Below are 26,763 nucleotides of genomic sequence, written 5' to 3'. Positions count from 1 at the left end.
CGGCCGGGTTGCGTTCCCGTCCGAGCGCCCCCATATTAGGTGAGCCTTGCCTAACAGATCCTGACGCTCGTGACCCGGACACGGCTCCCCATCGAACCGACGAAGGACCCATGACCCTCTCCCCGCACGCCGCCCTCCCGTCCGACCAGACGCTCGCCGACTCCCGCGCCGACCCGCTCGCGGCCGACGCCGATCCCGCCGCCGAGCTGTTCTCCGACCGCTCGCTCCCCGGCTGGGACGCCGCCCTCCGCGCCGCCGCCGCCCACGTGCGCACGGCCGCCCGGCGTGCCGACGGCCCGTTCACCGGCATCACGCCCGACCGCCTCCGCGGGTCCTTCGCCGGGCTCGACCTGGACCGCCCGCTCGGCGGCCTCGACGACGCGCTCGACGAGCTCGACGACCTGTACCTCCGCGACGCCGTCTGGTTCCACGACCCGTCGTACGTCGCGCACCTCAACTGCCCGATCCTCATCCCGGCCATCGCGGGCGAGCTCATCCTCTCGAGCGTCAACACGTCGATGGACACGTGGGACCAGAGCGCGGGCGCGACCCTCATCGAGCGCGCCCTCGTCGACTGGACCGCGGGCCGCGCGGGCCTCGGCGACGACGCGGACGGCGTCTTCACGAGCGGCGGCAGTCAATCGAACCTGCAGGCGCTGCTCGTCGCCCGCGACGAGGCGGCGGCCGTGCACGGCCTGGCGATGGCCGACCGGCAGCGGATGCGGATCCTCGTGAGCGACGTCGGCCACTTCAGCGTCGAGAAGAGCGCCCGGATCCTCGGCCTCGCCCCCGACGCGGTCATCCGCGTGCCCGCGGACGATGCCAAGCGGATGCGCGTCGACGCCCTCGAGCGGGAGCTCGCGCGCTGCTACGCGGCAGGGCTCCTGCCCGTCGCCGTGGTCGCGACCGCCGGCACCACCGACTTCGGCAGCGTCGACCCGCTGCCCGCGATCGGCAACGTCTGCCGGCGCGAGGGGATCTGGCTGCACGTCGACGCGGCGTACGGCGGCGGGCTCCTCACCTCCCTCCGGCACCGGCACCTGCTCGACGGGATCGAGCGGGCCGACTCCGTGACCGTCGACTACCACAAGACCTTCTTCCAGCCGGTGAGCTCCAGCGCCCTGATCGTGCGCGACGGCCGCACGCTCCGGCACGCGACCCTGCACGCCGACTACCTGAACCCGGCGGACCGCGCGCACGAGGAGATCCCGAACCAGGTCGACAAGTCGCTGCAGACCACGCGGCGCTTCGACGCCCTGAAGCTCTGGCTCACGCTGCGGACGGTGGGCGCCGACGGGGTGGGGCGGATGCTCGACGACGTGATCGCGCTGGCCGACCGCACGTGGTCGGCGCTGCGGCGGGATCCGGCGCTCGACGTGGTGGTGCGGCCCGAGATCAGCACGCTCGTGTTCCGGTACGTGCCGGCGGGGGAGCGGGACGGATGCGCGGGGCCGGACGCGGGGGTGCGCTCCGACGCCGTCAACCGCGGCATCCGCCAGGCGATCCAGGACTCCGGCCGGGCGATGGTCGCGGCCACCCGCGTGGACGGCCGCGCGCACCTCAAGCTCACGCTGCTCAACCCGGCGACCACCGACGCGCACATCGCCGAGATCCTGGGGATGGTCGTGGAGGCGGGCGACGCGCTCGACGCCGGTCTGGACGAGGCGGCGCGCGCGACCGCCGCGGAGGCCGGCCGATGAGCGCCGCCTCCGCCCCCGACCGCGTCCACGACGTCGTCGCGATCGGCCTCGGCCCCGCGAACCTCGGCCTCGCCTGCCTCGCGGATCCGCTCGACCTCGACCTCGTCGTGCTCGAGCGGAAGCCCCGCTTCGACTGGCACCCCGGCATGATGCTGCCGACCGCGCACCTGCAGACGCCGTTCCTCGCCGACCTCGTGACGCTCGCGGATCCGACCTCGCGGTTCTCGTTCCTCGCGTACCTCAAGGACACCGGGCGGCTGTACTCCTTCTACATCCGCGAGGACTTCTTCGTGCTGCGCAGCGAGTACGTCGCGTACTGCCGGTGGGCGGCCGAGCGCGCGCGGGGGATCGAGCTCGATCGCGACGTGCGGGCGATCTCCTTCGACGAGTCCTGCGGCGCGTACGTCGTCGAGTCGGTCGACGCGGCGGGCACCGCGCACGTGCACCGCGGGCGGAACCTGGTGGTCGGCGTCGGCACGCCGCCGTGGCTCCCCGAGGCCGTCCGCGACCTGCCGGGCGTCGTGCACAGCTCCGGCTACCTCGGCGCCAAGGACGCGCTGCAGGAGCGGGACGCGATCACGGTGGTCGGCAGCGGGCAGAGCGCCGCGGAGATCTACCGCGACCTCCTCGAGGACGTGGACTCCCGCGGCTACCGGCTCGACTGGATCACGCGCTCGCCGCGGTTCTTCCCGCTCGAGTACACGCGCCTCACGCTCGAGATGACGAGCCCGGAGTACAGCGACCACTTCTTCGGCCTGCCCGCGGATGCGCGCGACGTGCTGCTGCGCGATCAGCGGAACCTCTACAAGGGGATCGACTCGGAGCTGATCGCCGACGTGTTCCACACGCTGTACCGGAAGCGGCTCGCGTTCGACGCGCTGCGGGCGGAGGGGCGGCTCGCGGCCGGCGGCGACGCGGGATCCGGCGTGCCCACCCGCCTGCTCACCAACGCGGAGGTCGTGTCGGCGCGCCCGACCGCGGACGGCGGCGCGGTCCTCGGGCTGCGGCACGCGGAGACGGGCGCGGAGCGCGAGTGGCCGACGGGCGCGGTGATCATGGCGAGCGGCTACGACGCACGGGCCCCGCGGATCCTCGACGGGCTCGGCGACCGCGTGCACCGCGACGCGCGCGGCCGGCTCGACGTGGCGCGCGAGCACACGGTCGACGACGACGGCACGCTCTTCGTGCAGAACGCGGAGGTGCACACGCACGGCTTCGTCGCGCCCGACCTCGGGATGACCGCGCACCGGAACTCGCGGATCCTGCGCGCGATCACGGGGCGGGAGCCCTACCCGGTGGAGGAGCGGATCGCGTTCCAGGAGTTCGGGCTGCCCGACGGCGCGCCGGCCGCCGGATCGGGGGTGCTCGCGTGAGCGCGCCCGCGCCCGCCGTCGAGGCGCCCGCCTACCCGCTCGCGATGCGCCCGCTCGACCCGGACGCCGACGCCGCCCTCGTGCACGCGTGGGTCACCGCACCCCGCGCCCGTTTCTGGCAGATGGAGCACGCGACGCTCGAGGAGGTGCGGGCCGAGTACGCGTCGATCGTCGCGGATCCGGCGCGCGAGGCCTGGATCGGCCTCCACGACGGAATGCCCGCGTTCCTCGTCGAGGCCTACGACCCGGCCGACGACCCCATCGGCGCGCACCTGGATCCGCTCCCCGGCGACCGCGGGATGCACCTGCTGGTGGCCCCGCCCTCCGGCGATCCGCTGCCGGGCTTCACGACGGCGGTCATGCGGCACGTGGTCGCGCACCTGCTGCGGGATCCGGCCGTGCGGCGCCTGGTCGTCGAGCCGGACGTCCGCAACGCCCGGATCCAGCGCCTCAACGAGCTCGTCGGCTTCCGGCCGCTCCGCGTCGTCGACCTCGGCACGAAGCACGCGCTCCTCAGCGTCGTCGACCGCGACGACGCCCTCCTCCCGCACACCCCTCCGACGGACGGACATCCGATGACCCTGACCCACGACCCCGCGACCGGCCGCGACCGCCCCACCGAGCGGCTCCGCCCCGCCGGCGCCGATCGCGCCGCGGCCGCGACGCCCGGGACGCCCGTCCCCGCGGCACCCGCTGCCGTCGAGCCGGATCCGAGCGTCCACCGCGCCGACCACCTCCGCCCCGACGTCTGGGCCGCCGCCACCCGCCACCTCGTGCGCAAGGCGCTCGCCGAGTTCGCCCACGAGCTGCTCATCGCGCCCGAGCGCGTGGAACCGGAGCTGCTGCCCGGCGAGCCCCGCCGCCCCCACGACCCGGCGGACTGGGCCCCGTACCGCGTCGCGAGCGCCGACGGCCGGAGCCGCTACGCCTACCGCGCGCGCGTCCTCGAGCTCGACCACTGGGACGTCGACGAGGCGAGCATCCGCCGCACGGTCGACGGGGAGCCCGCGGAGCTCGACGCGACCGACCTCGTGCTCGACCTCCGCGACCGCCTCGGGATCACCGACGAGGTCCTGCCCGTCTACCTCGACGAGATCCAGAGCACGCTGTCGGCCGCCGCGTTCTCGCGCCTGCGCGACGTGCCGGACGCGCGCGGGCTCCTCACCGCGTCCTACGCCGAGGTCGAGTCGACGATGGACGAGGGCCATCCCTGCTTCGTCGCGACCAACGGCCGCATCGGCTTCGACCTCGACGACCACGACCGGTACGCGCCCGAGGCGGGGGAGGACGTGCGGATCCTCTGGCTCGCCGTGCACGAGCGCCTCGCGCACTTCGCCGCCATCGACGGCCTCGACCGGGAGGCCTTCCTCGACGCGGAGCTCGGGGGATCCGCCCGGGCCCGCTTCCGCGCGCGCATGGCGGAGCTCGGCATCGACCCGGCGGAGCGGATCCTCGTGCCGGTGCACCCGTGGCAGTGGGAGAACGTCGTCACGGTGACCTTCGCGGGCCTCGTAGCCCGTCGCGACATCGTGCTGCTCGGCACGGGCGACGACGAGTACGGGGCCCAGCAGTCGATCCGCACGTGGGCCAACCGCACGACCCCGGAGCGCTGCTACGTGAAGACGTCGCTGTCGATCCTCAACATGGGATTCACGCGCGGCCTCTCGCCGGCGTACATGGCGGTGACCCCGGCGATCAACGACTGGGTGCACGCGCTGGTGGCGGGCGACGGGGAGTTCGCGCGCCTCGGCTTCGGGATCCTGCGGGAGGTCGCCTCCGTCGGCGTGCGCGACGCCCGGGTCGACGCGGCCCTGCCGCCCGGCCACCCCCACGGCAAGATGCTGTCCGCGCTCTGGCGGGAGTCGCCCGTACCCGGCCTCGCCGAGGGCGAGCGGCTGATGAGCATGACGAGCCTGCTGCACGTCGACGCGCACGGGAAGACGGTGCTGGGGGAGCTCATCGACGCGTCGGGGATCGGCGCGGCCGCGTGGATCCGCCGCTGGCTGGACGCGTACCTCGTGCCGCTCACGCACGCGCTCATCGCGCACGACCTCGCGTTCATGCCGCACGGCGAGAACGTGATCCTCGTGCTCCGCGACCACGTCGTCGTGCGCGTGCTGATGAAGGACATCGCCGAGGAGGTCGCCCTCTTCGACCTGGAGCGCGAGCTGCCGGAGGACGTGCGGCGGATCCGCCTCGACATCCCCGAGGGCGAGCGCACCCTCACGGTCTTCACCGACGTGATGGACGGCTTCCTGCGCTTCGCGGCGGCGCTCGTCGCCGACCGCGACGACCTCGGCCCCGACGGCCTCTGGCGCGTGGCGGCCGAGGCGCTCGCCGACCACGAGCGCGCGCACCCGGAGCTCGCGGAGCGCTTCTCCCGGTTCGACCTGTTCACGCCGTCGTTCGACCGCTCGTGCCTCAACCGGCTGCAGCTGCGCGACAACCTGCGCATGGTCGACCTGCAGGCGCCCGTGATGCAGGTCCACGGCTCGCTGCGGAACCCGCTCGCGATCCACGCGGGGCTGCGGCCGCACATCGTCTGAGCCCGCGCATCGGCTGAGCCCGGACGCACGAGGAGCCGCCGCCCGCTCTCGCGGACGACGGCTCCTCGTCGTGGTGGCGCCACCGGGCGCCGGTCGGATCAGCTCGCGACGGGCGCGGCCTGCTCGACCTTCAGCGTGCGGCCCTCCTGGCCCTGCGGCTCGTCGGAGGTCACCTGGATCTTGCGGGGCTTCGCCCGCTCGCTCACCGGGATGGTGACGCTGAGCACGCCGTTGGCGTAGTGCGCCGAGATGCGCTCGGTGTCGATGCCCTGGCCGAGCGTCAGCTGGCGGAGGAAGGTGCCGGCGACGCGCTCCCGTGCGAGCCAGCGGACGTCCTGGTCGCCCGCCAGCGTGCGCTCCGCGCGGATGGTCAGCAGCTGGCCGTCCACGTCGATGTCGACGGATCCCGGGTCGATGCCGGGCAGGTCGGCGGCCAGCACGTAGGTGTCGCCCTCGCGGTGCAGGTCGATCGGCATGGGCCGGTTGGGCTGGCGGGTCTCGGCCAGGGCGCCCATGGCGCGGTCCAGCTCGCGGAACGGATCGAAGGTCATGTTCATGCTCGACTCCTCTGATGATCTGTGGGTTGAGCCCCCTCGGCTCAACTACGTCGAGATTAGCACTCGACGCAGGGGAGTGCCAAGACGATCGCCGACGGCGAATGCAGCGCTGACCACCTCTTCAGGCGCGTCGGCGGAGGTCGCGCTCCATGCGGCCGATGAGCGTCCAGACCGCGCGCGAGAGGTCCGGGTGCTCGAGCGCGATGCCGCGCAGCAGCCGGTACTCGAAGCGCGCGACCACGCCGGGAGCGGTCGACGGATGGCGGACGCGCGCCAGCTCCTCGGCCATGCCGTCGGCCTCGAGCGCGTCCTGCCGGAGGGTCGCGACGACGTGCTCGTCGACCGTCGGCAGCTGCGGGATGACCTCCCACGGGTCGTCGCCGTTCCGGCAGCGGTGCTCTATCACGGCGTCCAGCTCGTCGCGGGCCTCCTGGCGCAGCACCTCGAGGCTGGCGGGGAAGCGGGCATGCACGGGCGGATCCTCTCGGGCGGCGGGCCGCTCGGCGGCGGACCCCCTCACGCTACGTCATGCTCCCGGCTGCTCCCGACGGGGCGGCCGGACGCCGTCGATAGCCTGGAGGACCGCGACCCAGGAGGATCCATGACCGACCACGCCCGCCCCGTCGCCCTCGTCACCGGGGCCACCCGCGGCATCGGCCGCGCCGTCGCCGAGGACCTCGCGCGCACGCACCGCGTCATCGTCCACGGCCGCGACCGCGCCGCCGTCGACGCGCTCGCCGCCTCCCTGCCGGACGCCGTCGGCTGGGCCGCCGACCTCGCCGGGGGCGGCCTCGCCGACCTCGTGCCCGAGCTCGACCGCCTCGACGTGCTCGTCCACTCCGCCGGCGTGATCGGCGGCGACGCCGTGTCCGAGACGCCCGTCGACGAGTGGCGCCGCGTCTTCGAGGTCAACGTCTTCGCCGTCGCCGAGGTGACCCGCGTGCTCCTCCCCGCGCTCCGGGCGGCGAAGGGCCAGGTCGTGCTCGTCAACTCCGGATCCGGCTTCACGGCCAACCCCACGGGCGGCGTCTACGCGGGATCCAAGTTCGCCCTCCGCGCCCTCGGCGACGCCCTTCGCGAGGAGGAGCGGCCGCACGGCGTGCGCGTCTCGAGCGTGCACCCGGGCCGCGTCGCCACCGACATGCAGCGCGAGCTCCGCGCCAAGGAGGGCGGCGAGTACGACGAGGCGCGCTACCTCGAGCCCGCCTCCGTCGCGCGCGCCGTGCGCCTCGTCGTCGACCAGACCCGCGACGGCACGCTCGAGTCGGTGTCGCTGCGCCCGTTCGGCGGCTGATCAGCGGTCGCCGCCCCCGCCGGGATCAGCGCCCGCGGAACGTCGCCCGGATGTCGTCCACCAGCGGCCCCGGCTGCTCGAGCAGCGCGAAGTGCCCGCCGCGCTCGACCTCGTGGAAGAGCACGAGGTCGGCGTAGCGGCGCTCGGCCCAGCGGCGCGAGCGGCGCACGTACTCGCCCGGCATGACGCTGAGCCCGGTCGGCACCGTGATCGGCTCCTCGACGGTGCCGGGCGTCGCCCAGCCGCCGCGTGCCGACTCCCAGTAGAAGCGGGCCGCGGAGGCCGCCGTGCCGGGCAGCCAGTGCAGCATCACGTCGTCGATCATCTCGTCGAGCGGGAAGAGGGCCTCCGCGTCGCCGTGCTCGTCGTGGGATCCGCCGACGTCCTGGAACATCGCGTAGATCCACGCGGCGAGGCCGACGGGGGAGTCCTGGAGCGCGTAGCCCACCGTCTGCGGCCGGGTCGACATCATCTGCGAGTAGCCGGAGAACTCCTGCCAGTAGCGGCCGGTCTCCGCCATCATCCGCCGCTCCTCGTCGGTGGCGTCGCGCATCTCGTCGTCCGTCGGCATGAAGGGCGCCATGTTCAGGTGGATCGCGCGGAGCCCGATGCCCTCCGCGGCCTCGAGCGCCGCGAGCTCGGACGTGACGGTCGCGCCGAGGTCGCCGCCCTGCGCGTACCAGGCGTCGTAGCCGAGCCGTTGCATGAGCTCCGACCAGGCGCGGGCGGTGCGGGCCGCGTCCCAGCCGGTGGCCGCGGGCTTCCCCGAGAAGCCGAAGCCCGGGAGGCTCGGGATCACCAGGTGGAAGGCGTCCTCGGCGGATCCGCCGTGCGCGACGGGATCCGTGAGCGGGCCGATCGCGTGCCGGAACTCGAGGACGGAGCCCGGCCAGCCGTGCGTGAGGATCAGCGGGCGCGCGCCCGGCTCGGGGGAGCGGACGTGCAGGAAGTGGATGTCGAGGCCGTCGACCTCGGTCGTGTGCTGGCCCCACGCGTTCAGGAGCGCCTCCGTGCGGCGCCAGTCGTAGCCGTCCGCCCAGCGGTCGACGAACCGGCGCATGCGGGCGAGCTGCGGGCCCTGCGACGTGTCGCCGACGGTCTCCGGCTCGGGCCAGCGCGTGGCGAGGAGCCGACGGCGGAGGTCGTCGAGGTCAGCCTGCGGGACGTCGAGGTGGAAGGGGGTGATGGCGCTCATGCGCGGCTCCGATCGGTGGAGGGGGCGCGGCCGATGCCTGCGCTCGGAGATGATCTTTGCACAAGACGATCTCTTCGACATATGATCTCGGCATGACCTCCTCCGCCGCGCACCGCGACCGCCACCGCGCCGATCCCGACGTGGACGCCTCGGGCATCGACTGGGGCTCCGGCGGCATCGAGACGCAGTTCGGCTGGTCCATCCAGGCCGTCTACCAGGGCTTCGTCCGCACCGCGCAGACCGCCGTCGCCGACGTGCCGGGCGGCCCACGCGGGTACCAGGTGCTCGTCGCGATCACCACGGAGGAGCCGTCGTCGCAGCTCGCGCTCGCGCAGCGGCTCGGCATCGACAAGACGCAGATGACGTACGTGATCGACGCGCTCGCCGCGGGCGGGCACGTCGAGCGGCAGCCCCACCCGAGCGACCGGCGGATCCGGCAGGTCGTCGCGACCGACTCCGGACGCGCCCTCCTCGGGTCGGCTCGCATCGCGCTCCACGACGTGGAGGAGGCCCTGATGCGCGACCTCGCGCCCGACGAGCGCACGGCGCTCCGTCGCCTCCTCGCGCGCGTCGCCCTCGGCACCGGCGACGCGGAAGGCGCCGGCACCGGCCACCCCGACGTCGCGCGGCTCGAGCAGCCCGTCGCCGCCCCCCACCGCTCGCGCCGCCCGGCGCGCCGCACCACCCCAGATGGAGAACCCGCATGAGCACCCCGATCCCCGCTTCCCCCGCATCCGCCCCCGTCGTCGTCGCCGGCGCGACGGGCGACATCGGCCGCCGCATCGTCCGCGAGCTGCTCGCCGTCGGCGCGCGCGTCCGCGTCCTCACCCGGCCCGGCAGCACCGCGGCCGCCCAGGCGTGGGGCGACGACCCGCGCGTCGAGGTCGTCGAGGCCGCCTACACCGACCGGGCCGGGCTGATCCGCGCGGTCGCCGGCGCGCGCGTCGTCGTCTCCGCCGTCAGCGGGGCCCGCGCCGTGATCGTGGGGGCGCAGCGCGCGCTCCTCGCGGCGACCGTCGAGGCCGGGGTGCCGCGCTTCATCCCCTCGGACTACTCCGCCGACTACCGCCGGGTCACGCCCGGCAGCAACCGCAACTTCGAGCTGCGGCGCGAGTTCGCGGCCGACGTCGACGCGGCCCCCGTGCGCGCCACCTCGGTGCTCATCGGCGCCTTCGCGGACATGCTCACGGGGCAGGCGCCCATCGTGCTGTTCGACCGCCGCCGCGTCCTCTACTGGTCGTCGGCGGACCAGGTGCTCGACTTCACCTCCAAGGACGACACGGCCCGCGTGACGGCGCTCGTCGCGCTCGACGACGACGCGCCCCGCGTGGTCGAGGTCGCGGGCGATCGGGTCACGGCGCGCGACATCGCGCGGACCATGACCGAGCTCACCGGGACGCCCTTCGCCCTCCAGTGGGCGGGATCCACCGGCGTCCTCTCGACGGCCAGCAAGGCCATGCGCCGCGTCGCGCGCGACGAGCAGGAGACGTTCCCGGCCTGGCAGGGGATGCAGTACCTCGTGAGCATGTACAGCGGCGAGGCGGAGCTCCTCCACGTCGACCGCGAGCGGTTCGGCGAGCACGCGTGGACGACCGTCCGGGACGTGCTGGCCGCGCACGTCGCCGAGCGCGGCGCCGCGTCCCCCGCGTAGCCGCAGCGGGGAGCCGCGCCGGACGGCGGCCGGGTGCGGGGCGACGCGCCCGGCCGTCCCGCCCCGAGGCCACGGCTCGCTGGGTGCGGCATCCAGCGGGCGGTGGAAGGGTGGGGCCGCGCCACGAGCGCCGCGGGCCGGCCGTCCGACCGCCCGCACCCGAGAACGAAGGAGACCCATGTCTGCACGCAGCATCCAGTGGCAGCTGGCGAAGCGCCCCACCGGCGAGCCCACCCCCGACGACGTCCGCCGCGTGGAGGTCGACCTCCCCGACCTGCAGGACGGCGAGGTCCGCGTCGAGAACGAGTTCATCTCCGTGGACCCCTACATGCGCGGCCGCATGAACGACGTGCCGTCCTACGTGCCGCCCTTCCAGCTGGACGAGGCCATGACCGGATCCGCTGTCGGCCGCGTCGTCGAGTCCCGCTCCGACGACCTCGCCGTCGGCACGCTCGTCAGCCACATGCTCGGCTGGCGCGACGTCGCCCAGGGACAGGCCGCGGGCTTCCGCCCCGTCCCCGAGGTGCCCGGCGTGGCGTCCTCCGCCCACCTCGGCGTGCTCGGCCTCACGGGCCTCACCGCCTACGTCGGCCTCACCCGCATCGCGTCCATCCAGGAGGGCGACGTCGTCTTCGTCTCCGGCGCGGCCGGCGCGGTCGGCTCCATGGTGGGCCAGATCGCCCGCCTGCTCGGCGCCTCGCGCGTCGTCGGCAGCGCGGGATCCGCGGAGAAGGTCGAGCGCCTCACCTCCCACCTCGGCTTCGACGCCGCGTTCGACTACCACGGCGGCGACCTCGAGCGGAAGCTCGCGGAGGCGGCGCCCGACGGCATCGACCTCTACTTCGACAACGTCGGCGGCGACCACCTCTCGGCCGCGCTCGGCGCCCTGAAGGACTTCGGCCGCGTCGCCAACTGCGGGTCGATCTCGACCTACAACTCCACGGGCGAGGAGGTCGCGATCCGCAACACGGGCCGCATCGTCACGCGCGGCCTCACGCTCCGCGGCTTCACCCTCGGCAACCACCAGGACCTCGCGCCCGAGTTCGCCGCGAAGATGGGCCCGTGGCTGTCCGAGGGCCGCATCACGGCCGACGAGACCGTGATCGACGGCATCGACCGCGCGTTCGAGGCCTTCACCGGCCTCATGCGCGGCGAGAACGTCGGGAAGATGGTCGTGCGGACCAGCGCCTCCGCCTGACCCGCACCTCCCTCGTGTCGTCCTCGGGGAGCGTCGGCGGTGCGTCCGCCCGGCGCTCCCCGTCGGTGTCCCCGGGCGCGTCCTCCCCGTTCCGCGCCTCGCGGAGCCGCCGGCCCTCGTCCTCGAGGAGGGCGCGGCGGCGGGCGAGGCGCTCGGCGCGCGTCGTGTCGCGCACCGGCAGGCGCAGCGCGTGCTCCGCGGGGATCCCCGCCTGCAGCTGCCGCGCGCGGATGATCTCCACGTCGAGCTCGCCGCCCAGCACGAGCGACAGGTTCCCGATGTAGAGCCACAGCAGCAGCACGATCACCGCGCCGAGCACCCCGTAGGTCGACTCGTAGGTCGCGATCCGCGTCACGTACGCGACGAACCCGGCCGTGCCGAGGCCCCACGCGACGATCGCGACCAGGCTGCCCCACGTGAGCAGGTCCACGCGGCGCCGGCGCAGGTTCGGGGTGGCCGCGTAGAGCACCCCGATGATCCCCGTGAGCAGCACCACGAGCAGCGGCCACTTCACCACGGCCCACACCACGAGCGTCGTGTCGCCGAGGCCGAGGTGCTGCCCGAGCGCCCGGGCGCCCTCGTCGGTGAGCAGCAGCATGCCGACCATCACCACGCTCACGACCAGCAGCACGATCGTCACCACGAGCATCAGCGCCCGGTACTTCACGAGCGGCCGGCCCTCCTCGGTCTCCTGCACCCGGTTCATCGCGCGGCCGAACGCGGTGACGTAGGCGGCCGACGTCCAGAGGGCGCCGAGGAACGAGACCGTGAAGGCGACGCCGGAGCGCGGCCCGTCGGCGAGCTGCTCGACGGGGTCGCGGATCACGTCGACGGCGGAGTCGCCGAGCACGGCCGTGAGCACGCGGAGCACGCCCTCGACGCCGGCGCGCGTGTCGCCGACGAGGCCGATGAGGCTGAGCACGGCGACCGCGGCCGGGACGAGCGACAGCGTGGAGTAGAAGGTGAGGCTCGCGGCCATGTCGATGCCGCGGTGCTTCATGAAGCCGTAGACCGCGCGGCGGCAGGCGTACCAGCCGAGCTCGCGGCCGATGCGCTGACGCCGGTGGAGCGCCGCCTCGTCGAGCTCCGCCTGGGGTCCGGCGTCGTCGGCGGCGGCGCGGGTCGGGCGGTGGGGCATGCCCGCCAGTCTGACCCACGCCCGACGCGGCGGCGGACCCGACGGCCCCCGGCGGCTGGCCGCGGTCGGCCGCGTGCGCTACACAGGGGGGATGGTGCACACGGAGTCCGTCGAGATCGAGCGCAAGTACGACGTCCCGGACGGGGTGCCCGTCCCGCCGTTCGAGGGGATCGAGGGCGTCGCCGAGGCGCGTGCCGCGGATCCCGTCACGCTCGTCGCCGTCTACCTCGACACCGCGGACCACGCGCTCGCCGACCGCCGCATGATCCTCCGCCGTCGCGAGGGCGGGCATGACGCCGGCTGGCACGTCAAGCTCCCGGCCGACGGGGGAGAGGGGCGCACCGAGCTCGGCTGGCCGCTCGCGGAGGGCGACGACGGCGACGGCGCGATCCCCGGCCCGGTGCTCGACCAGGTCGCCGTGCACGTCCGCGGTCGGGAGCTCACGCCGCTCGCGCGCCTCGAGACCGTGCGCACCATCGTCACCCTGCACGACGCCGAGGGGCGCGCGGTCGCGGAGTTCGCCGACGACCGCGTCACCGGGTCCGACGTGCGCGGCACCGTGCGCGCCTGGCACGAGTGGGAGGTGGAGCTGCTGCCCGACGCGCCCGCGAAGCGGAGGCAGCGCACGGCGCTCCTCGACCGGATCGAGCGGCACGTCCTCGACGCCGGCGCGCGCCCCTCCGACAGCGCCTCCAAGCTCGCCCGCGCGCTCGGCGCCGACGCGCTCGGCCGCCAGGCGCCCGCCGGGCCCGCCCTGCCGGATCCCGCGACGCTCACGAAGGAGAGCCCGGCGTCGGAGGTGGCCCGCGCGATCCTCGCCCGCGGCGTCCGCGACCTCGTCGCCGCCGACCCGCACGTGCGCGCCGACGAGCACGACGCCGTGCACCGGATGCGCGTCGCCGTGCGCCGCCTCCGGAGCGCCCTCCGCACCCACCAGGACGTCGTCGACCCCGCCGCCACCGCGCCCGTCCGCGCCGAGCTCACGGCGCTCGGCGCGGTCCTCGGCGACGCCCGCGACATGGAGGTCCTGCGCGACCGCGTCGTCTGGTCCGTGGTCGAGCACGACGCGGAGACCGTGCCCGACCACGTCGGCGACGCCCTGCACGACGTCCTCGACGAGCGCTACCGCCGCGCCCGCGAGCGGGTGATCCGCGCCCTGTCGTCCCCGCGCTACGTCGCGCTCCTCGACGACCTCGACCGGCTGGTGGCGGATCCGCCGCTCGCGCACGACGCCACCGCGCCCGCGGGCCCGACCCTGCACGCCGCCCTCCGCCGCGACGCCGAGCGCGTCGGCCGCCGGGCCGCCGTCGCGCAGGAGGCGGTGGGCGAGGCCGCGCGCACCGAGGCGCTGCACGAGGTCCGCAAGGCCGCGAAGCGCCTCCGCTACGCCGCCGAGGAGGTCAGCGGCCGCACGGTCACGGTCCTCGGGCGGAAGACGATGCGCCTCGCGACGGCCGCGGAGGAGGTGCACGACGAGCTCGGCGAGCACCGCGACGGCCTCGCCATGCAGCGCCTCCTGCGCGACGAGGCCAAGCGCCTCGCGGCCCGCGGCGGGGACTCCTTCGCGCTCGGCGTGCTGCACGAGGCCGAGCGCCTGCGCACCGAGTCCGCGCTCTGGCGGGCGCAGCAGGCGGTCGAGCGCCTGCTCGCCACCGCCGTCCCGGGAGCGTGAGACCGGCTCGTAGACTCGTCGGGTGACCCCCGACGCCGATCCGCCCACCCCGGCGTACGACCCCTCGGAGCTCGACGTGCGGGTCACGGGCGGCACCGTGCGCGGCGTGCGCGAGCGCGGCGTCGAGGCGTGGCGCGGGATCCCGTTCGCCGCCCCGCCTCGCGGCGACCTCCGCTTCCGGGCCCCGCAGCCCGTCGTCGGCTGGGAGGGCGCGCGCTTCGCGCAGCACTTCGGCAAGGTCGCGCCGCAGGTGAGCGCGGGCGCCTTCATGGGGGCGCCGCAGGGCACGCCCATGGGCGAGGACTGCCTCACCATCAACGTCATCGCGCCGTCCGGCCTCAGCCCCGACGCCGCGCGCGTCAACCGCGAGTCGCAGCTGCGGCCGGTCATGGTCTTCATCCACGGCGGCGCCTACGTCGTCGGCTCCTCGCGCGAGGTCCCCGTGCAGGGCGAGGGCCTCGTGCGCCAGGGCGGCATCGTCTACGTCAGCTTCAACTACCGGCTCGGCGCGCTCGGCTACCTCGACTTCAGCCGCTACTCGACGCCGGAGCGCCCCATCGAGTCGAACCTCGGGCTCCGCGACCAGGTGCAGGCGCTCCGGTGGGTGCGCGAGAACATCCGGGCGTTCGGCGGGGATCCCGACAACGTCACGGTCTTCGGCGAGTCCGCGGGCGGCAACGCCGTCACCACCCTGATGGCCGTGCCGTCGGCCCACGGCCTCTTCGCGCGCGCCATCGCGCAGAGCTCTCCCACGAACGCGGTCTACCCGGCGGAGCAGACGGCGCGGTGGGCGGAGCAGTTCGTGGGGCTCCTGGCGGACCGCGCCGGCCGCGCGCCCGACGACGCCGAGGCCGTGCGCCTCCTCACCACCGCGAGCTCGTCCACGCTGGCGGCCGCCGCGAACGAGCTCATGGTGCGCACGCCCGACCAGGAGCCGGGCACCATCACCTTCAGCCCGGTCATCGACGGCGACGTGCTGCCGGAGCGCCCGCTCGACGCCTTCAAGCACGGCCGGGCGGCGCGCGTGCCGCTCATCATCGGCACGAACGAGCGCGAGGGATCCCTGTTCACCGGGCGGCTCGACATCCTCGCGACCACGCCGGAGCGCATCGAGGCGGTGTTCGCCAAGACCGACGAGGAGCATCGCGAGGAGCTCGCCGGGCTCTACCCGGGTCTCCCGAAGCGCCGCGCCGCGCTCGACTTCGGCGGCGACTACGCGTTCTGGTTCCCGTCGATCAAGGTCGCCGAGCGCCACGCCCGCTACGCGCCCGTGCACTTCTACCGCTTCGACATCGCGCCGCGCCTGGTGCGCCTCATGGGCCTCGACGCCACGCACGGGCTCGAGCTCTTCGCCCTGTTCGACCGGATGGACTCGCTGGTCGGCCGCGGCATGACGCTGCTCGGCGGCCGGCGGGCGTTCGTCGCGGCGGGGGAGCGGATGCGCATCGCCTGGCTCCGCTTCGCGCAGGACGGCACGGTCGACGAGTCCTGGCCGGCGTACGTGGGCGACGACGAGGACGCGCTGCGCGACCTCGACGAGGACGACGACGCCACGGCCGGCACCGGATCGCCGGGGGAGCGCGGTCCGTCGCGGCCGGGATCCGGCCCCCGTCCGCCCCGCGTGCGCCCCGGCGGCATCCGCGACCGGGGACCGCGCCGCCGCGCCACCCTCGTCTTCGACGTGGTGGACCGGGTCGAGCACGACCCGCACGCCGACCGCCGCGTCGCCTGGCGCGACTTCGTGCCGCACATCTGACCCGCCACCGACGGCACCGGATGTTCACCCGATCGCCATCCCCGGGTCGCCCGTCCCGGCGCACCGTGTGCAGGCCGTTAGGATCGACGACTGTGACATCCGCTCGAGGGATCCGGTAGTGGATCTCACCCTCATCGTCGTCCTGGTCATCGCCCTGGCCCTGTTCTTCGACTTCACCAACGGCTTCCACGACACGGCGAACGCGATGGCCACCCCCATCGCGACGGGTGCGCTGAAGCCGCGGGTGGCGGTCGCGATCGCCGCGGTCCTCAACCTCGTGGGCGCGTTCCTCAGCACCGAGGTGGCCAAGACCGTCTCCGGCGGCATCATCCGCGAGGGCGACGGCGGCGTCCAGATCACCCCCGCCATGATCTTCGCGGGGCTGATGGGCGCCATCGTGTGGAACCTCGTGACCTGGCTCCGGGGCCTCCCGTCGAGCTCGAGCCACGCGCTGTTCGGCGGCCTCATCGGCGCGGCCGTCGTGGGCGCGGGCGTCGGCTCGGTGGACTTCGGCGTCGTGATGTCGAAGGTCATCCTCCCGGCGCTGCTCGCCCCCGCGATCGCCGGCCTCATCGCCTACACGACCACCAAGCTCGCGTACTCGATCACGCGCCGCTCGAGCGGCCCGAACGAGCGCGGCGGCTTCCGCTACGGCCAGATCTTCACGTCCTCGCTCGTCGCGCTCGCGCACGGCACCAACGACGCGCAGAAGACCATGGGCATCATCACCCTCACGCTCATCGCGGGAGGCTTCCAGGCGGCGGGCTCCGGCCCCGAGTTCTGGGTCATCGCGGTGTGCGCCGTCGCCATCGCGCTCGGCACCTACATGGGCGGCTGGCGCATCATCCGCACGATGGGGTCCGGCCTCACCGAGGTCAAGCCCGCACAGGGCTTCAGCGCCGAGGCGTCGACCGCGGCCACGATCCTCGCGTCCAGCCACCTCGGCTTCGCGCTCTCGACCACGCAGGTCGCCTCCGGATCCGTCATCGGCTCGGGCCTCGGCCGCCGCGGCGCCTCCGTGCGCTGGAACACCGTGGGCAAGATCGCGCTCGGCTGGCTGCTCACGCTGCCGTCCGCCGCCATCGTCGGCGCGCTCGCGGCGTTCGTCGCCAGCACGGGCACGGTCGGCTTCGTGATCGACGCGGTCGTCGGCGTCGCCGTCATCGTCTGGATCTTCTGGCGCTCGCGCCGGAACGCCGTGCACGCCCGCAACGCCATCGTCGAGGTCGACGCCGCGGGCTTCGCGGTGCGCGGACGCAAGGCCACCAAGGCCGCCCGGAAGGCCAGGGAGGCCGCATGATCGACTGGAGCGCGTTCCTCATCGTCGCCGTGGCCGCCCTCGTGGGCGCCGTCGCGGTGGTCTGCCTCTTCTCGCTCGGGGTCCGGCTCCTCGCCGTCGGCACCGAGTACGACGACGAGGGCGACAAGGTCTCGGTCACGGGCATCCGCCCGCAGGCCGCGACCGTGGGCGGCTACGCCTGCTTCGCCCTGAGCGGCCTCGCCGTGCTCTACGGCGTCTACCTCATCGTCCCGGCCCTGCACTCCTGACCGCGGGCGCTCATCCCGGCTGGTCCGGCCGCGCACCCGCCCCTAGGCTCGACCCCGTCCGACAAGGTCGTCGGCTCCTCTCCCTCCCCGTCGTCCGTCCCGACCCCTCGCGGAAGAAGCCATGACCGAAGCGCGCACGTCGTCCCCCGCCCCCGACACCTCCGGAGCGCGCGGCGCGCTCGACCGGTTCTTCGAGATCACGAAGCGCGGCTCGACGTACGCGCGCGAGATCCGCGGCGGAGTCCTCACCTTCGTGACGATGGCGTACATCGTCGTGCTCAACCCGCTGATCCTCGGCGGCTTCAGCGCGGACGCGGCCACGCTCGACATCGACGGCGACTGGCTGCGCGCGTCGCAGGTCGGGGCCGCGACGGCCCTCACCGCGGGCGTCATGACCATCCTGTTCGGCCTGGTCGCGCGCCTCCCGTTCGCGTTCGCCGCGGGCCTCGGCATCAACTCGTTCCTCGCGGTCAGCGTGGTCGGCGAGGTGACCTGGCCCGAGGCGATGGGCCTCGTGGTCATCAACGGCCTCGTGATCGTGCTGCTCGCCACCACGGGCCTCCGCACGCTGATCTTCCGAGCCGTCCCGCGGGAGCTCAAGACCGCCATCACGGTCGGCATCGGCCTCTTCATCGCGTTCATCGGCTTCGTCGACTCCGGCTTCGTGCGCGGCACGGGCGTGCCGGCGTCGCCGCTCGCGCTCGGGATCGACGGCTCCATCGCGTCGCTGCCGACGGTCGTCTTCATCGTCGGCCTCGTGATCATGGGCGTGCTCATGGCCCGTCGCGTGCCGGGCGCGCTCCTCATCGGCATCGTCGCGACCACGCTCATCGCCATCGTCGTGGAGCAGGTCTTCCACATCGGCCCGTCGAACACCTCGGGCGCCACCGGCTGGAACCTCAACGCGCCCGTCGTGCCCGGCGTCCCGGTCGCGCTGCCGGACCTCGGCCTCGTCGGCGCGTTCGACTTCGGCGCCTTCGGCCGCATCGGGATCATCTCGAGCCTCATGCTCGTCTTCACGCTGGTCTTCACGAACTTCTTCGACGCGATGGGCACCATGACGGGCCTCGCGAAGGCGGCCGACCTGTCGGACGAGCGCGGCGACTTCCCCCGCCTCAAGGGCGCGCTGGTCGTCGAGGGCTTCGGCGCGGTCGCGGGCGGTGCCACCTCGAGCTCGTCGAACACGGTCTTCATCGAGTCGGCGTCCGGCATCGGCGAGGGCGCGCGCACGGGCCTCGCCTCGATGGTCACGGGCGTCCTGTTCCTCCTCGCGATGTTCTTCACGCCGCTCACGCAGGTCGTGCCGCTCGAGGTCGCGGCCGCCGCGCTGGTGATCGTCGGCACGCTCATGGCGTCGCAGATCCGGGACATCGTGTGGACCGACTTCTCCGTCGCGCTGCCCGTCTTCCTCACCGTGGTGGTCATGCCGCTCACGTACTCGATCGCGAACGGCATCGGCGTCGGCTTCCTGTCGTGGGTGCTCGTGCGCTCCCTCTCGGGCCGCGCGCGCGAGGTGTCGCCGCTGCTCTGGGTCGTCTCGGCCGGGTTCCTCGTGTTCTTCGCGCGCGGCCCCATCGAGCAGCTGCTCGGCGTCTGACCCGCGGGCCTCGCGCCGCCGTCCGCGGCCGCGCGACGCCCAGGTCTGCGTAAGGTGGGAGGGGACCCCCCTCCGACGACGCACGGGAGCCCGCACATGACCGACCTCGACACCCGCGGCGACGTCCGCGAACCCCAGGAGTCGGCGAAGCGCTGGCGCATCATCGGCCCGGGCCTCGTGGTGGCCGCCACCGGCATCGGCGCGGGCGACCTCGTCGCGACGCTGGTCGCCGGATCCCGCTTCGGCTACGCGCTGCTCTGGGCCGCGATCCTCGGCGTCATCATCAAGATCTTCCTGGTGGAGGGCGCGGGCCGGTACTCGCTCGCGACGGGCCGCACGATCTTCGAGGGCTGGCGCAGCGTCGGCCGATGGACCACGTGGTACTTCGGGCCGTACATCCTCATCTGGGGCCTCGTCTACGGCGCCGCCGCCATGAGCTCGTCGGCGCTCCCGCTCGCGGCGCTGTTCCCCGGCGTCGACCTCAAGGTCTTCGCGATCGGCTGCGGCCTGGTGGGCGCGGTCGTGGTCTGGTTCGGGCGCTACTCGGCGTTCGAGCGGATCATCGCGGTGTTCGTCGGCCTCATGTTCGTGACGGTCGTGGGCGCCGCCGTCGTGACCCTCCCGAACGTCCCCGCGCTCCTCACCGGCCTCGTGCCCACGATCCCCGAGGGCGGCCTCGTCGTCGCGCTCAGCATCGCGGGCGGCGTCGGCGGCACCATCACCCTCGCCGCCTACGGCTACTGGCTGCGCGAGAAGGGATGGGTGGCGCCCGGCTGGATGAAGGTCATGCGCATCGACAACTCCGTCGCCTACGTGATGAGCGGCGTCTTCGTGCTCTCGATGCTCGTGGTCGGCGCGGAGCTGCTGTACTCGGCCGACATCGCGCTGGCCGACGGCGAGGGCGGCCTCGTCCAGCTCGCCGACGTGCTGGGGGAGCGGTACGGCGCCTTCATGACGTGGTTCTTCCTGCTCGGCTTCTTCGCCACGTCGTTCTCGTCGATCCTCGGCGTGTGGAACGGCGTCTCGCTCATGTTCGCCGACTTCCTCGGCACGATCCGCGGCCTGGACGTCGACGACCCGCGCCGGCGCCTCGGCGGCAGCTACTACCGGGCGTTCATCCTGTGGCTCACGATCCCGCCCATCGGCCTGCTGTTCCTCGACCAGCCGATCGGCCTGATCATCGCGTACGGCGTGCTGGGCGCGCTGTTCATGCCGTTCCTCGCGATCACGCTGCTCGTGCTCCTCAACACCGACCGCACGCCGCGCGCCTGGCGCAACCGGCCGCTCTCGAACACCGTGATGGGGATCTCGGCGCTCCTGTTCGTCGTGCTCGGCGTGCAGCAGCTCGTGACGGAGGTCGGGAAGCTGCTGTAGCCGCGCTCAGTCGGCGGAGGCGGCCGCGCGCACGGGGGTCGCGCTGTCCGCGCCGGCCGCCGGGGCGCGGAACACCACGAGCCGGTACAGCGTGAAGTTCCAGACGAGGCCGATGAGGACCGCGGTGGCCTTCGCGATGTTGATCTCGAGGAACTCCTGCTCGGCGCTCGTGCCGAACATGAGGAGCGAGCGGCCGAACGTCGTGTCGAAGCCGCGCTCGAAGAGCCAGATCACGCCGCTCTGCAGGAGCAGCGAGCTGAAGCCCGTGACCGCGAAGAAGCGGAGGAAGCGCCCGACCGTGACGGGCTCGCCGTGGCGGAAGACGAAGAAGTGGTTGAGGAAGTACGAGATGGTGATGCCGACCGTCACCGACACGAGGTTCGCCGCGAGCACGGGCAGGTGCGCCCCGAGGATCAGCAGGTTGAGCAGCAGGAAGTCGAGGGCCGTGTTGAGGAGCCCCGCGACGAGGAACCGGACGCGGCGGTCGGCGAGGAGCTTGGTCACGCTGATCCTCCCGGCACGCGGCGCGGTCGCCGGTCGGTCCGGCGGATGCGCACGGCGTCAGGGCGCCGGGCCTCCCGAAGTGTAACAAGCGGATAACGGGCACGGGTCCCGCCTCGCGGCCGGATCGACGCCCGCTGGCTAGACTCGTCAGGGCCCGGATCCGGGTCATCCCCCGATGCGGAGACGGAACCACCAGCTTGAGCAGTCTCACGATCGTCATCCCCACCTACGAGGAGGCGCGCAACGTCGGGGAGCTGCTGCCCCGTCTCGCCGCCATGGCGGCGGAGAACCCCGACTTCCGCATCACCGCGATGATCGTCGACGACTCGTCGCCCGACGGCACCGCCGACCTCGCCCGGTCGCTCGCGCTCGGCGTGGAGACGGACGGCTTCCGCGTGCGCGTCGAGACCCGCGCGGAGAAGGCCGGCCTCGGCGCCGCGTACATCTGGGCCTTCGAGAAGCTCCTCGGCGAGGCCGAGCCGCCCACGCACATCCTGCAGATGGACGCGGACCTGTCGCACGATCCCGCCTACATCACCGAGATGCTGCGTCGCGTGCGCGCCGGCGCCGACCTGGTCGTGGCCTCCCGCTACATCCGCGGCGGCGCGACGCCGGACTGGGACCTCAAGCGCCGCTTCCTCAGCGTGGGCGGCAACCTCTACACGCGCCTGTTCCTGGGCTCCCGGATCACCGACTACACGGGCGGCTTCAACCTGTACGAGACCGGGCTGCTGCGCCGCATCACGCCGTCGACGATCACGACGACCGGCTACGGCTTCCAGATCGAGATGAAGCAGCGGGCGCTCCGCCACGCGACGCGCCCCACCGAGGTCGCCATCGTGTTCATGGACCGCACCGAGGGGGAGTCGAAGATCCCGAGCGACACCCTCGTGAAGAACCTGCTCCTCGTCCTCCAGCTGCGCTTCGGGCTGCGCCGGGGCTGAGCCCGCCGGGCGCACCGTCGCCGCTCAGGCGGAGGGGGCGTGCAGCGGATCCTCCGGCGCGCGGTGGTGCGGCCGGGCCGGCGCGATGATCGTGCCGCGCCGCCCGAGCTCGTCGACCACCGGGTCGGTCGCGCCGAGCACCTGCGAGCGCGCCGTGCCGTGGCGCGCCCAGTAGGAGGCGGTCCACGCGCAGATGAGGCCGTCGAGCAGGTCCTCGAGGTGCTTGTGCTGCCGCTCGACGATCGCGGGGCCGTCGGCGACGAGGGCGGCCGCGCGGGGGTGCGTCGTCACGTCGAGCGGCGGATCCGCCCGGGCGAGGCCCGCGACCCGGTCGAGCACGACGCGGAACTCCGCGGCCCGCGCGGGGCGCCGCTCGGCGGTGGGGAGGAGCGGCGCGAGGCGCTTGTACCGGGGCTTCATCCCGTCGAAGCCGAGCTCGGGGGCGCCCACGAGCGTCGTGTACGGGTAGCACTCGACCATGGTGCGCGCGTCGGCGGCGCGGGCGGCGCCGGATCCGTCGTCGTAGACCCAGCCCGCGTCCTCCAGCCGGCGCCGGAGCGCGACCGCGCCCTGGGCGGGCAGGCCCTGGTTCGACGGGTACGCCGAGATGCCGAGCCGGCCGTAGCGGGACGCGACCTCCTTCTCCGCGAGCCGGCTGCCCGTGGCGTTCGCGACGACGAGCGGGCCGTCGACCGCGGCGACCGCGCCCGGGCCGCCCCAGGCGTCCACCCACGCGACGACGGCGTCGATGCCGCGGGCGGTCGTGAGGTCGTGCACGCGCCCCGACGCGTCGATGCAGGCGAGCCCCGTCTCGCGCGCCGGACGGTCCGCCGTGCCCTCCGCCCAGGCGAGGTCGATCCCGAGGAAGCGGCGCATCCGACGAGCCTATCCGCGGGCCCGGGCGGGCCCCGGCGGGCCGAGGGCCGCTAGTAGGGTCGAGGGATCCTCCTGCCACGAGCGACGAGACGATGGAGCCTCCCATGACACCAGTGAGCCCGAACGACGACCGCATCCCGCACCCGGACGGCCACCCCGTCCGCACCGAGACCGACAGCCTGGGGAGCCTCGACGTCCCCGCCGACGCCTACTGGGGGATCCACACGGCGCGCGCCCTCGAGAACTTCCCCATCAGCCTGCGGCCGCTCAGCGTGTACCCGGAGTTCGTCGTGGCGCTCGCGCAGGTGAAGCAGGCCGCCGCCCGCGCCAACGTGCAGATCGGCGTGCTCGACGCCCGCAAGGCGAAGCAGATCGACGAGGTCTGCTCCGAGATCATCGCCGGTCACCTGCACGACCAGTTCGTGGTCGGCGTCATCCAGGGCGGCGCGGGCACGAGCACCAACATGAACACCAACGAGGTGATCGCGAACCGCGCCCTCGAGAAGGCCGGGCACGCGCTCGGCGACTACCAGCACATGCACCCGCTCGACGACGTGAACCGCAGCCAGTCGACGAACGACACGTACCCGACCGCGCTCAAGGTCGCCCTCATCCACTCGCTGCTGCAGACGCTCGACGAGCTCGACCTCCTGCGCCGGTCGTTCCTCGCGAAGGGCGCGCAGTTCTCGCAGGTGCTCAAGGTCGGCCGCACGCAGCTGCAGGACGCCGTGCCCATGACGCTCGGCCAGGAGTTCCACGGCTTCGCGACCACGCTCGAGGAGGACCACGCGCGGCTCGGCGAGCTCGTGCCGCTGCTGTCGGAGATCAACCTCGGGGCGACGGCGATCGGCACGGGCATCACGGCGGATCCGAACTACGCGGCGGCCGTGCGCGGGCACCTCAGCGCCATCACGGGCTACACGCTCGTGACGGCGAGCGACCTCATCGAGGCCACGAGCGACGCGGGCGTCTTCATGACGCTGTCCTCCACGCTCAAGCGCGGCGCCATCAAGCTGTCGAAGATCTGCAACGACCTGCGGCTGCTGTCGTCGGGGCCGCAGGCGGGGCTCGGCGAGATCAACCTGCCGCCGCGGCAGGCGGGATCCAGCATCATGCCCGGCAAGGTGAACCCGGTGATCCCCGAGGTCGTCAACCAGGTCGCGTTCTCCATCGCGGGCGCCGACGTGACGGTGACCATGGCGGCCGAGGGCGGCCAGCTGCAGCTCAACGCGTTCGAGCCGGTCATCGCGCACTCGCTGCTGCAGTCGCTGAGCTGGCTGCGGAACGCGGCGAAGACGCTGCGGGTGAACTGCATCGACGGGATCACGGCCAACACCGAGCGGCTCGCGGCGCAGGTGGAGTCGTCCGTCGGCGTCGTCACGGCGCTCACGCCGTACATCGGCTACGCCGCGTCGTCCAGCCTCGCGAAGACCGCGCTCATGACGAGCGCGTCGATCCCCGACCTCGTCGTCGAGGCGGGCCTCATGACGCGGACGCAGGTGGAGAAGATCCTCGCGCCCGACCGCCTCTCGGGTCTGGAGCCCGTGACGGCGGCCATGTCGGTGATCACGCCGGAGATGCTCGCCGCCCACGCGGCCGAGGAGGGCGGCGCGGTCGACTGACCCGCCCCGACGACGACAGCGCGCCGCGGCCCGAGGGCTGCGGCGCGCTGTCGCGTGCGGGGAGGTGCGGGTCAGGCGTCCTCGTCCTCGGCCGTGCGGGCCGGGGTGGTGCCGGTCGCGTCGTCCGCGGGGACGGGGTGCGCGGGCTCCTCGCGGTGCACGGACCCGGCGATGTCGGCCGGGGTGGGGACGTGCCCGGCCTCGGCGGGCTTCGGGGCGGCCTTCGGCTTGGGCGCGGCCTTCTTCGCGCCGGCCCTCGGCGCGGTCGGTGCGGGTGCGGGTGCCGCGGCGCTGTCGGCTTCGGCGTCCTCGTCGGCGTCGGCCGGCTCGCCGAGGTCGTCGGGACCGAGCGTGTCGAGGTCCTCGTCGGCGTCGTCCTCGGCGCCGTCGGCGGAGGCGTCCTGCTCGCCCGCGAGGGCGGCGCCGGTGTCCGGGATCACGACCGGGCCCGTCTCGTCCTCGTCGTCGAACGACGCGAGCGCCTCGTCGCGGGCCTCGGCCGCGGTGAAGACGGCGCGGCGGCCGGCCTCCTCGCCGCGCTCGCGCAGGTCCCCGGCCGTGGCCTGGACGCGCGTGCGCGCCTCCTCGGCCGTCTCGACGACGCGGTCGCGCACGTCCTCGGCCGTCTCGGCGACGCGGTGGCCGACCTCGGTGGCCTGCTGGCCGACGCGGTCGACGACGTGCTTGGTCTGGTCCGCGGTGCGGGTGCCGAGGTCCTTGGCGGTGTCGCCGACGCGGCCCGCGATGTCCTGGGTGGTGCTGCCGACGCGACCGGCGACGTCGCTCGTGGTGGTGCCGATGCGCTCGCCCACGGTGTGCGCGGTGCGTCCGACGGCGACCGCCGCGCCCTGGACGGCGTGGCCGACGAAGCCCGCGACCTCGCGCGCGGTCTCGACCGTGCGCTCGACGACGACGGGGCCCTTCTCGTCGAGGACGGTCTGCGCCTCGCGGACGCCGCGCTGCACGGGCTCGCTCGACCAGACGGTGCGCGACGTGCGCACGATCCCCTCGTAGCGCTTGCGCCCGGCGCGCGCGCCGAGGACGTAGCCGGTGCCGATGCCGAGCAGGAAGAGGAGACGGTTGATCATCCACTCAGCCTAGACGCGGCGGGCGTGCGTCGACCGGGAGGGGCTAGGCGCCCTCGCCGCCCTCGCGGCCCGTGGCGTCGTGCAGCTCGTCCGTCTCGGGATCCACCGCGTCGGGGGCCGACAGGTCGGCGTCCTCCGGGATGGAGTGGTCGTGGATCGGGTCCTGCGGCTGGTCGGTCATGCCGTCGAGCCTACGCGCGGGCCGAGCCGTCAGAGGATCCGCGTGTGCGTCGTGAGCGAGCCGATGCCCTCGACCGAGACGGTGACCGTGCTGCCGTCCTTCAGGAAGATCTGCGGGTCGCGCGAGTAGCCGGCGCCGCTCGTCGTGCCCGTGGAGATGAGCGTGCCCGGCTGCAGCGTGGACGAGGTGGAGAGGTAGGAGACGAGGCGCGCGACCGTGCGGACCATGCCGCTCGTGCGGCCGTCCTGCACCGTCTCGCCGTCGAGCACCGTCGTGATGCGGAGGTCCTGCGGATCCGGCACCTCGTCGCGCGTGACGACGACGGGCCCGGTGGGGGAGAAGCCGTCGAAGCTCTTGCAGCGGCTCCACTGCTGCTCCGAGAACTGGAGGTTGCGGGCCGTGATGTCGTTGACGACCGTGTAGCCGAAGACGTGGTCGAGCGCGTCCTCCTCGGCGACGTCGCGGGCGGCCTTGCCGATGATGACGCCGAGCTCGACCTCGTAGTCGACCTCCTCGCTGAGCGAGCGCGGCCAGCTGGTGATGCCCTCGTGGCCCGAGAGCGAGTTGGGCCAGAGCGCGAAGACGGTGGGCGCGGAGGCGCTCGTGATGTTGAGCTCCTCGGCGTGCGCGGAGTAGTTGAGGCCCACGGCGTAGACGGCCGGCGGGCGGAGCACCGCGGAGGCGTGCGTGAGGCCGTCCACGGGCGTGGTGCTGGTGCGGGTCGCGACGGCGCGCTCGACGGTGGCGCGCACGCGGGCCATCTCGTCGTCGCCGCGCTCGATGAGGTCCTGGAGGTCGCGCGGCGAGTCGTCGAGCACCTCGTCGAGGAAGAGCGCCTGGCCCTCCGAGACGATCGCGGCCAGTCGGGGGGTCACGCCGTCGTCGGCGAGCAGGTGGGCGAACTTCATGCCCCGAGCGTATCGGGCGGGCGTGGCCGGGCGCGGTTGCG

24 protein-coding genes are annotated in these 26,763 nt (G+C 73.8%); 15 read left to right on the top strand and 9 right to left on the bottom strand.

Going from position 1 to position 26,763, the window contains the following annotated elements; translation table 11 throughout:
* Positions 1 to 110: 110 nt before the first annotated feature.
* From AES38_RS10205 to AES38_RS10195, 3 genes are read left to right on the top strand one after another with little or no spacing between them, the layout of a single operon-like run.
* On the top strand, positions 111 to 1,700 hold the full coding sequence (locus AES38_RS10205; RefSeq protein ID WP_053774875.1) for a pyridoxal phosphate-dependent decarboxylase family protein: 1,590 nt from the start codon (positions 111 to 113) through the stop codon (positions 1,698 to 1,700).
* A complete protein-coding gene (locus AES38_RS10200) occupies positions 1,697 to 3,073 on the top strand; it encodes a lysine N(6)-hydroxylase/L-ornithine N(5)-oxygenase family protein (RefSeq protein ID WP_053774874.1) in 1,377 nt (458 codons plus the stop codon). Before AES38_RS10205 ends, AES38_RS10200 begins: the two co-directional genes overlap by 4 nt.
* On the top strand, positions 3,070 to 5,619 hold the full coding sequence (locus tag AES38_RS10195) for a GNAT family N-acetyltransferase (protein ID WP_244629154.1): 2,550 nt from the start codon (positions 3,070 to 3,072) through the stop codon (positions 5,617 to 5,619). Before AES38_RS10200 ends, AES38_RS10195 begins: the two co-directional genes overlap by 4 nt.
* A gap of 98 nt (positions 5,620 to 5,717) precedes the next feature.
* Here AES38_RS10195 and AES38_RS10190 read toward each other — a convergent pair whose 3' ends face one another.
* Both AES38_RS10190 and AES38_RS10185 read right to left on the bottom strand, forming a co-directional pair.
* Positions 5,718 to 6,176, bottom strand: a complete 459-nt coding sequence (locus AES38_RS10190; protein ID WP_053774873.1) for an Hsp20/alpha crystallin family protein — start codon at positions 6,174 to 6,176, stop codon at positions 5,718 to 5,720.
* Positions 6,177 to 6,297: 121 nt separating this feature from the next.
* Positions 6,298 to 6,648, bottom strand: a complete 351-nt coding sequence (locus AES38_RS10185) for a hypothetical protein (RefSeq protein ID WP_053774872.1) — start codon at positions 6,646 to 6,648, stop codon at positions 6,298 to 6,300.
* 129 nt (positions 6,649 to 6,777) lie between these two features.
* Between AES38_RS10185 and AES38_RS10180 the strand changes: the two genes are divergently transcribed.
* Positions 6,778 to 7,470: an SDR family oxidoreductase gene (locus AES38_RS10180; protein ID WP_053774871.1), complete on the top strand. Its 693-nt coding sequence runs from the start codon at positions 6,778 to 6,780 to the stop codon at positions 7,468 to 7,470.
* A 25-nt stretch (positions 7,471 to 7,495) separates the two neighbouring features.
* Here AES38_RS10180 and AES38_RS10175 read toward each other — a convergent pair whose 3' ends face one another.
* Positions 7,496 to 8,665 carry an epoxide hydrolase family protein gene (locus AES38_RS10175; RefSeq protein WP_053774870.1) on the bottom strand — a complete coding sequence of 390 codons (1,170 nt, stop codon included), beginning with the start codon at positions 8,663 to 8,665 and terminating at the stop codon, positions 7,496 to 7,498.
* A gap of 92 nt (positions 8,666 to 8,757) precedes the next feature.
* Between AES38_RS10175 and AES38_RS10170 the strand changes: the two genes are divergently transcribed.
* From AES38_RS10170 to AES38_RS10160, 3 genes are all read left to right on the top strand, one after another.
* Positions 8,758 to 9,372 carry a MarR family winged helix-turn-helix transcriptional regulator gene (locus AES38_RS10170; RefSeq protein WP_053774869.1) on the top strand — a complete coding sequence of 205 codons (615 nt, stop codon included), beginning with the start codon at positions 8,758 to 8,760 and terminating at the stop codon, positions 9,370 to 9,372.
* The gene (locus AES38_RS10165; protein WP_053774868.1) at positions 9,369 to 10,316 is read left to right on the top strand and encodes an NmrA family NAD(P)-binding protein; all 948 of its coding nucleotides are present in this window, start codon (positions 9,369 to 9,371) and stop codon (positions 10,314 to 10,316) included. The genes AES38_RS10170 and AES38_RS10165 overlap by 4 nt, the downstream gene beginning before the upstream one ends.
* Before the next feature lie 178 nt (positions 10,317 to 10,494).
* A complete protein-coding gene (locus tag AES38_RS10160) occupies positions 10,495 to 11,514 on the top strand; it encodes an NADP-dependent oxidoreductase (protein ID WP_053774867.1) in 1,020 nt (339 codons plus the stop codon).
* Here the strand turns inward: AES38_RS10160 and AES38_RS10155 are convergent.
* On the bottom strand, positions 11,459 to 12,652 hold the full coding sequence (locus tag AES38_RS10155; RefSeq protein WP_053774866.1) for a YihY/virulence factor BrkB family protein: 1,194 nt from the start codon (positions 12,650 to 12,652) through the stop codon (positions 11,459 to 11,461). The two genes, AES38_RS10160 and AES38_RS10155, sit on opposite strands and share 56 nt — an antisense overlap.
* A gap of 91 nt (positions 12,653 to 12,743) precedes the next feature.
* Here AES38_RS10155 and AES38_RS10150 point away from each other — a divergent pair, with 91 nt between their 5' ends.
* From AES38_RS10150 to AES38_RS10125, 6 genes are all read left to right on the top strand, one after another.
* The gene (locus AES38_RS10150; RefSeq protein ID WP_053774865.1) at positions 12,744 to 14,324 is read left to right on the top strand and encodes a CYTH and CHAD domain-containing protein; all 1,581 of its coding nucleotides are present in this window, start codon (positions 12,744 to 12,746) and stop codon (positions 14,322 to 14,324) included.
* Between the two features lie 22 nt (positions 14,325 to 14,346).
* Positions 14,347 to 16,080 (top strand): carboxylesterase/lipase family protein, encoded by a 1,734-nt coding sequence (locus AES38_RS10145; protein WP_053774864.1) that lies wholly within the window; start codon positions 14,347 to 14,349, stop codon positions 16,078 to 16,080.
* 118 nt (positions 16,081 to 16,198) lie between these two features.
* Entirely contained in the window at positions 16,199 to 17,380 is a 1,182-nt protein-coding gene (locus AES38_RS10140) for an inorganic phosphate transporter (RefSeq protein ID WP_053774863.1), read from the top strand.
* Complete coding sequence (locus tag AES38_RS10135) at positions 17,377 to 17,628, top strand: hypothetical protein (protein WP_053774862.1); 252 nt, start codon at positions 17,377 to 17,379, stop codon at positions 17,626 to 17,628. The genes AES38_RS10140 and AES38_RS10135 overlap by 4 nt, the downstream gene beginning before the upstream one ends.
* 121 nt (positions 17,629 to 17,749) lie before the next feature.
* Positions 17,750 to 19,225, top strand: a complete 1,476-nt coding sequence (locus AES38_RS10130) for an NCS2 family permease (protein WP_053774861.1) — start codon at positions 17,750 to 17,752, stop codon at positions 19,223 to 19,225.
* Positions 19,226 to 19,321: 96 nt separating this feature from the next.
* Positions 19,322 to 20,599 carry an Nramp family divalent metal transporter gene (locus AES38_RS10125; protein ID WP_053774860.1) on the top strand — a complete coding sequence of 426 codons (1,278 nt, stop codon included), beginning with the start codon at positions 19,322 to 19,324 and terminating at the stop codon, positions 20,597 to 20,599.
* A 6-nt stretch (positions 20,600 to 20,605) separates the two neighbouring features.
* Here the strand turns inward: AES38_RS10125 and AES38_RS10120 are convergent, their stop codons facing one another.
* A complete protein-coding gene (locus AES38_RS10120) occupies positions 20,606 to 21,103 on the bottom strand; it encodes a GtrA family protein (RefSeq protein WP_053774859.1) in 498 nt (165 codons plus the stop codon).
* A 197-nt stretch (positions 21,104 to 21,300) separates the two neighbouring features.
* Between AES38_RS10120 and AES38_RS10115 the strand changes: the two genes are divergently transcribed.
* The gene (locus AES38_RS10115; RefSeq protein ID WP_053774858.1) at positions 21,301 to 22,047 is read left to right on the top strand and encodes a polyprenol monophosphomannose synthase; all 747 of its coding nucleotides are present in this window, start codon (positions 21,301 to 21,303) and stop codon (positions 22,045 to 22,047) included.
* A gap of 24 nt (positions 22,048 to 22,071) precedes the next feature.
* On the opposite strand, the gene AES38_RS10110 is transcribed toward AES38_RS10115, so the two are convergent.
* The gene (locus AES38_RS10110) at positions 22,072 to 22,923 is read right to left on the bottom strand and encodes a DUF429 domain-containing protein (protein ID WP_053774857.1); all 852 of its coding nucleotides are present in this window, start codon (positions 22,921 to 22,923) and stop codon (positions 22,072 to 22,074) included.
* Between the two features lie 104 nt (positions 22,924 to 23,027).
* Here AES38_RS10110 and AES38_RS10105 point away from each other — a divergent pair, with 104 nt between their 5' ends.
* A complete protein-coding gene (locus AES38_RS10105; RefSeq protein ID WP_053774856.1) occupies positions 23,028 to 24,545 on the top strand; it encodes an aspartate ammonia-lyase in 1,518 nt (505 codons plus the stop codon).
* Between the two features lie 71 nt (positions 24,546 to 24,616).
* On the opposite strand, the gene AES38_RS10100 is transcribed toward AES38_RS10105, so the two are convergent.
* From AES38_RS10100 to AES38_RS10095, 3 genes are read right to left on the bottom strand one after another with little or no spacing between them, the layout of a single operon-like run.
* Positions 24,617 to 25,633: a hypothetical protein gene (locus AES38_RS10100; RefSeq protein ID WP_053774855.1), complete on the bottom strand. Its 1,017-nt coding sequence runs from the start codon at positions 25,631 to 25,633 to the stop codon at positions 24,617 to 24,619.
* 43 nt (positions 25,634 to 25,676) lie between these two features.
* Positions 25,677 to 25,814 carry a hypothetical protein gene (locus AES38_RS15850; protein WP_157883524.1) on the bottom strand — a complete coding sequence of 46 codons (138 nt, stop codon included), beginning with the start codon at positions 25,812 to 25,814 and terminating at the stop codon, positions 25,677 to 25,679.
* A gap of 29 nt (positions 25,815 to 25,843) precedes the next feature.
* Positions 25,844 to 26,722, bottom strand: coding sequence for a fumarylacetoacetate hydrolase family protein (locus AES38_RS10095; protein WP_053774854.1), 879 nt, complete (start codon positions 26,720 to 26,722; stop codon positions 25,844 to 25,846).
* Positions 26,723 to 26,763: the final 41 nt, after the last annotated feature.

The organism is Clavibacter capsici, assembly GCF_001280205.1.
Classification (GTDB): Bacteria; Actinomycetota; Actinomycetes; order Actinomycetales; family Microbacteriaceae; genus Clavibacter; species Clavibacter capsici.
Note: the sequence above shows the minus strand (reverse complement) of the source record. Positions and strands in the feature narration are given on the sequence as shown.

What these genes read in the sequence shown, in the direction of transcription:
- AES38_RS10205 (WP_053774875.1), top strand. Translation starts at nt 111, where the DNA reads ATGACCCTCTCCCCGCACGCCGCCCTCCCGTCCGACCAGACGCTCGCC.
- AES38_RS10200 (WP_053774874.1), top strand. Translation starts at nt 1,697, where the DNA reads ATGAGCGCCGCCTCCGCCCCCGACCGCGTCCACGACGTCGTCGCGATC.
- AES38_RS10190 (WP_053774873.1), bottom strand. Translation starts at nt 6,176, where the DNA reads ATGAACATGACCTTCGATCCGTTCCGCGAGCTGGACCGCGCCATGGGC.
- AES38_RS10180 (WP_053774871.1), top strand. Translation starts at nt 6,778, where the DNA reads ATGACCGACCACGCCCGCCCCGTCGCCCTCGTCACCGGGGCCACCCGC.
- AES38_RS10175 (WP_053774870.1), bottom strand. Translation starts at nt 8,665, where the DNA reads ATGAGCGCCATCACCCCCTTCCACCTCGACGTCCCGCAGGCTGACCTC.
- AES38_RS10170 (WP_053774869.1), top strand. Translation starts at nt 8,758, where the DNA reads ATGACCTCCTCCGCCGCGCACCGCGACCGCCACCGCGCCGATCCCGAC.
- AES38_RS10165 (WP_053774868.1), top strand. Translation starts at nt 9,369, where the DNA reads ATGAGCACCCCGATCCCCGCTTCCCCCGCATCCGCCCCCGTCGTCGTC.
- AES38_RS10160 (WP_053774867.1), top strand. Translation starts at nt 10,495, where the DNA reads ATGTCTGCACGCAGCATCCAGTGGCAGCTGGCGAAGCGCCCCACCGGC.
- AES38_RS10155 (WP_053774866.1), bottom strand. Translation starts at nt 12,652, where the DNA reads ATGCCCCACCGCCCGACCCGCGCCGCCGCCGACGACGCCGGACCCCAG.
- AES38_RS10150 (WP_053774865.1), top strand. Translation starts at nt 12,744, where the DNA reads ATGGTGCACACGGAGTCCGTCGAGATCGAGCGCAAGTACGACGTCCCG.
- AES38_RS10135 (WP_053774862.1), top strand. Translation starts at nt 17,377, where the DNA reads ATGATCGACTGGAGCGCGTTCCTCATCGTCGCCGTGGCCGCCCTCGTG.
- AES38_RS10130 (WP_053774861.1), top strand. Translation starts at nt 17,750, where the DNA reads ATGACCGAAGCGCGCACGTCGTCCCCCGCCCCCGACACCTCCGGAGCG.
- AES38_RS10125 (WP_053774860.1), top strand. Translation starts at nt 19,322, where the DNA reads ATGACCGACCTCGACACCCGCGGCGACGTCCGCGAACCCCAGGAGTCG.
- AES38_RS10110 (WP_053774857.1), bottom strand. Translation starts at nt 22,923, where the DNA reads ATGCGCCGCTTCCTCGGGATCGACCTCGCCTGGGCGGAGGGCACGGCG.
- AES38_RS10105 (WP_053774856.1), top strand. Translation starts at nt 23,028, where the DNA reads ATGACACCAGTGAGCCCGAACGACGACCGCATCCCGCACCCGGACGGC.
- AES38_RS10100 (WP_053774855.1), bottom strand. Translation starts at nt 25,633, where the DNA reads ATGATCAACCGTCTCCTCTTCCTGCTCGGCATCGGCACCGGCTACGTC.
- AES38_RS15850 (WP_157883524.1), bottom strand. Translation starts at nt 25,814, where the DNA reads ATGACCGACCAGCCGCAGGACCCGATCCACGACCACTCCATCCCGGAG.
- AES38_RS10095 (WP_053774854.1), bottom strand. Translation starts at nt 26,722, where the DNA reads ATGAAGTTCGCCCACCTGCTCGCCGACGACGGCGTGACCCCCCGACTG.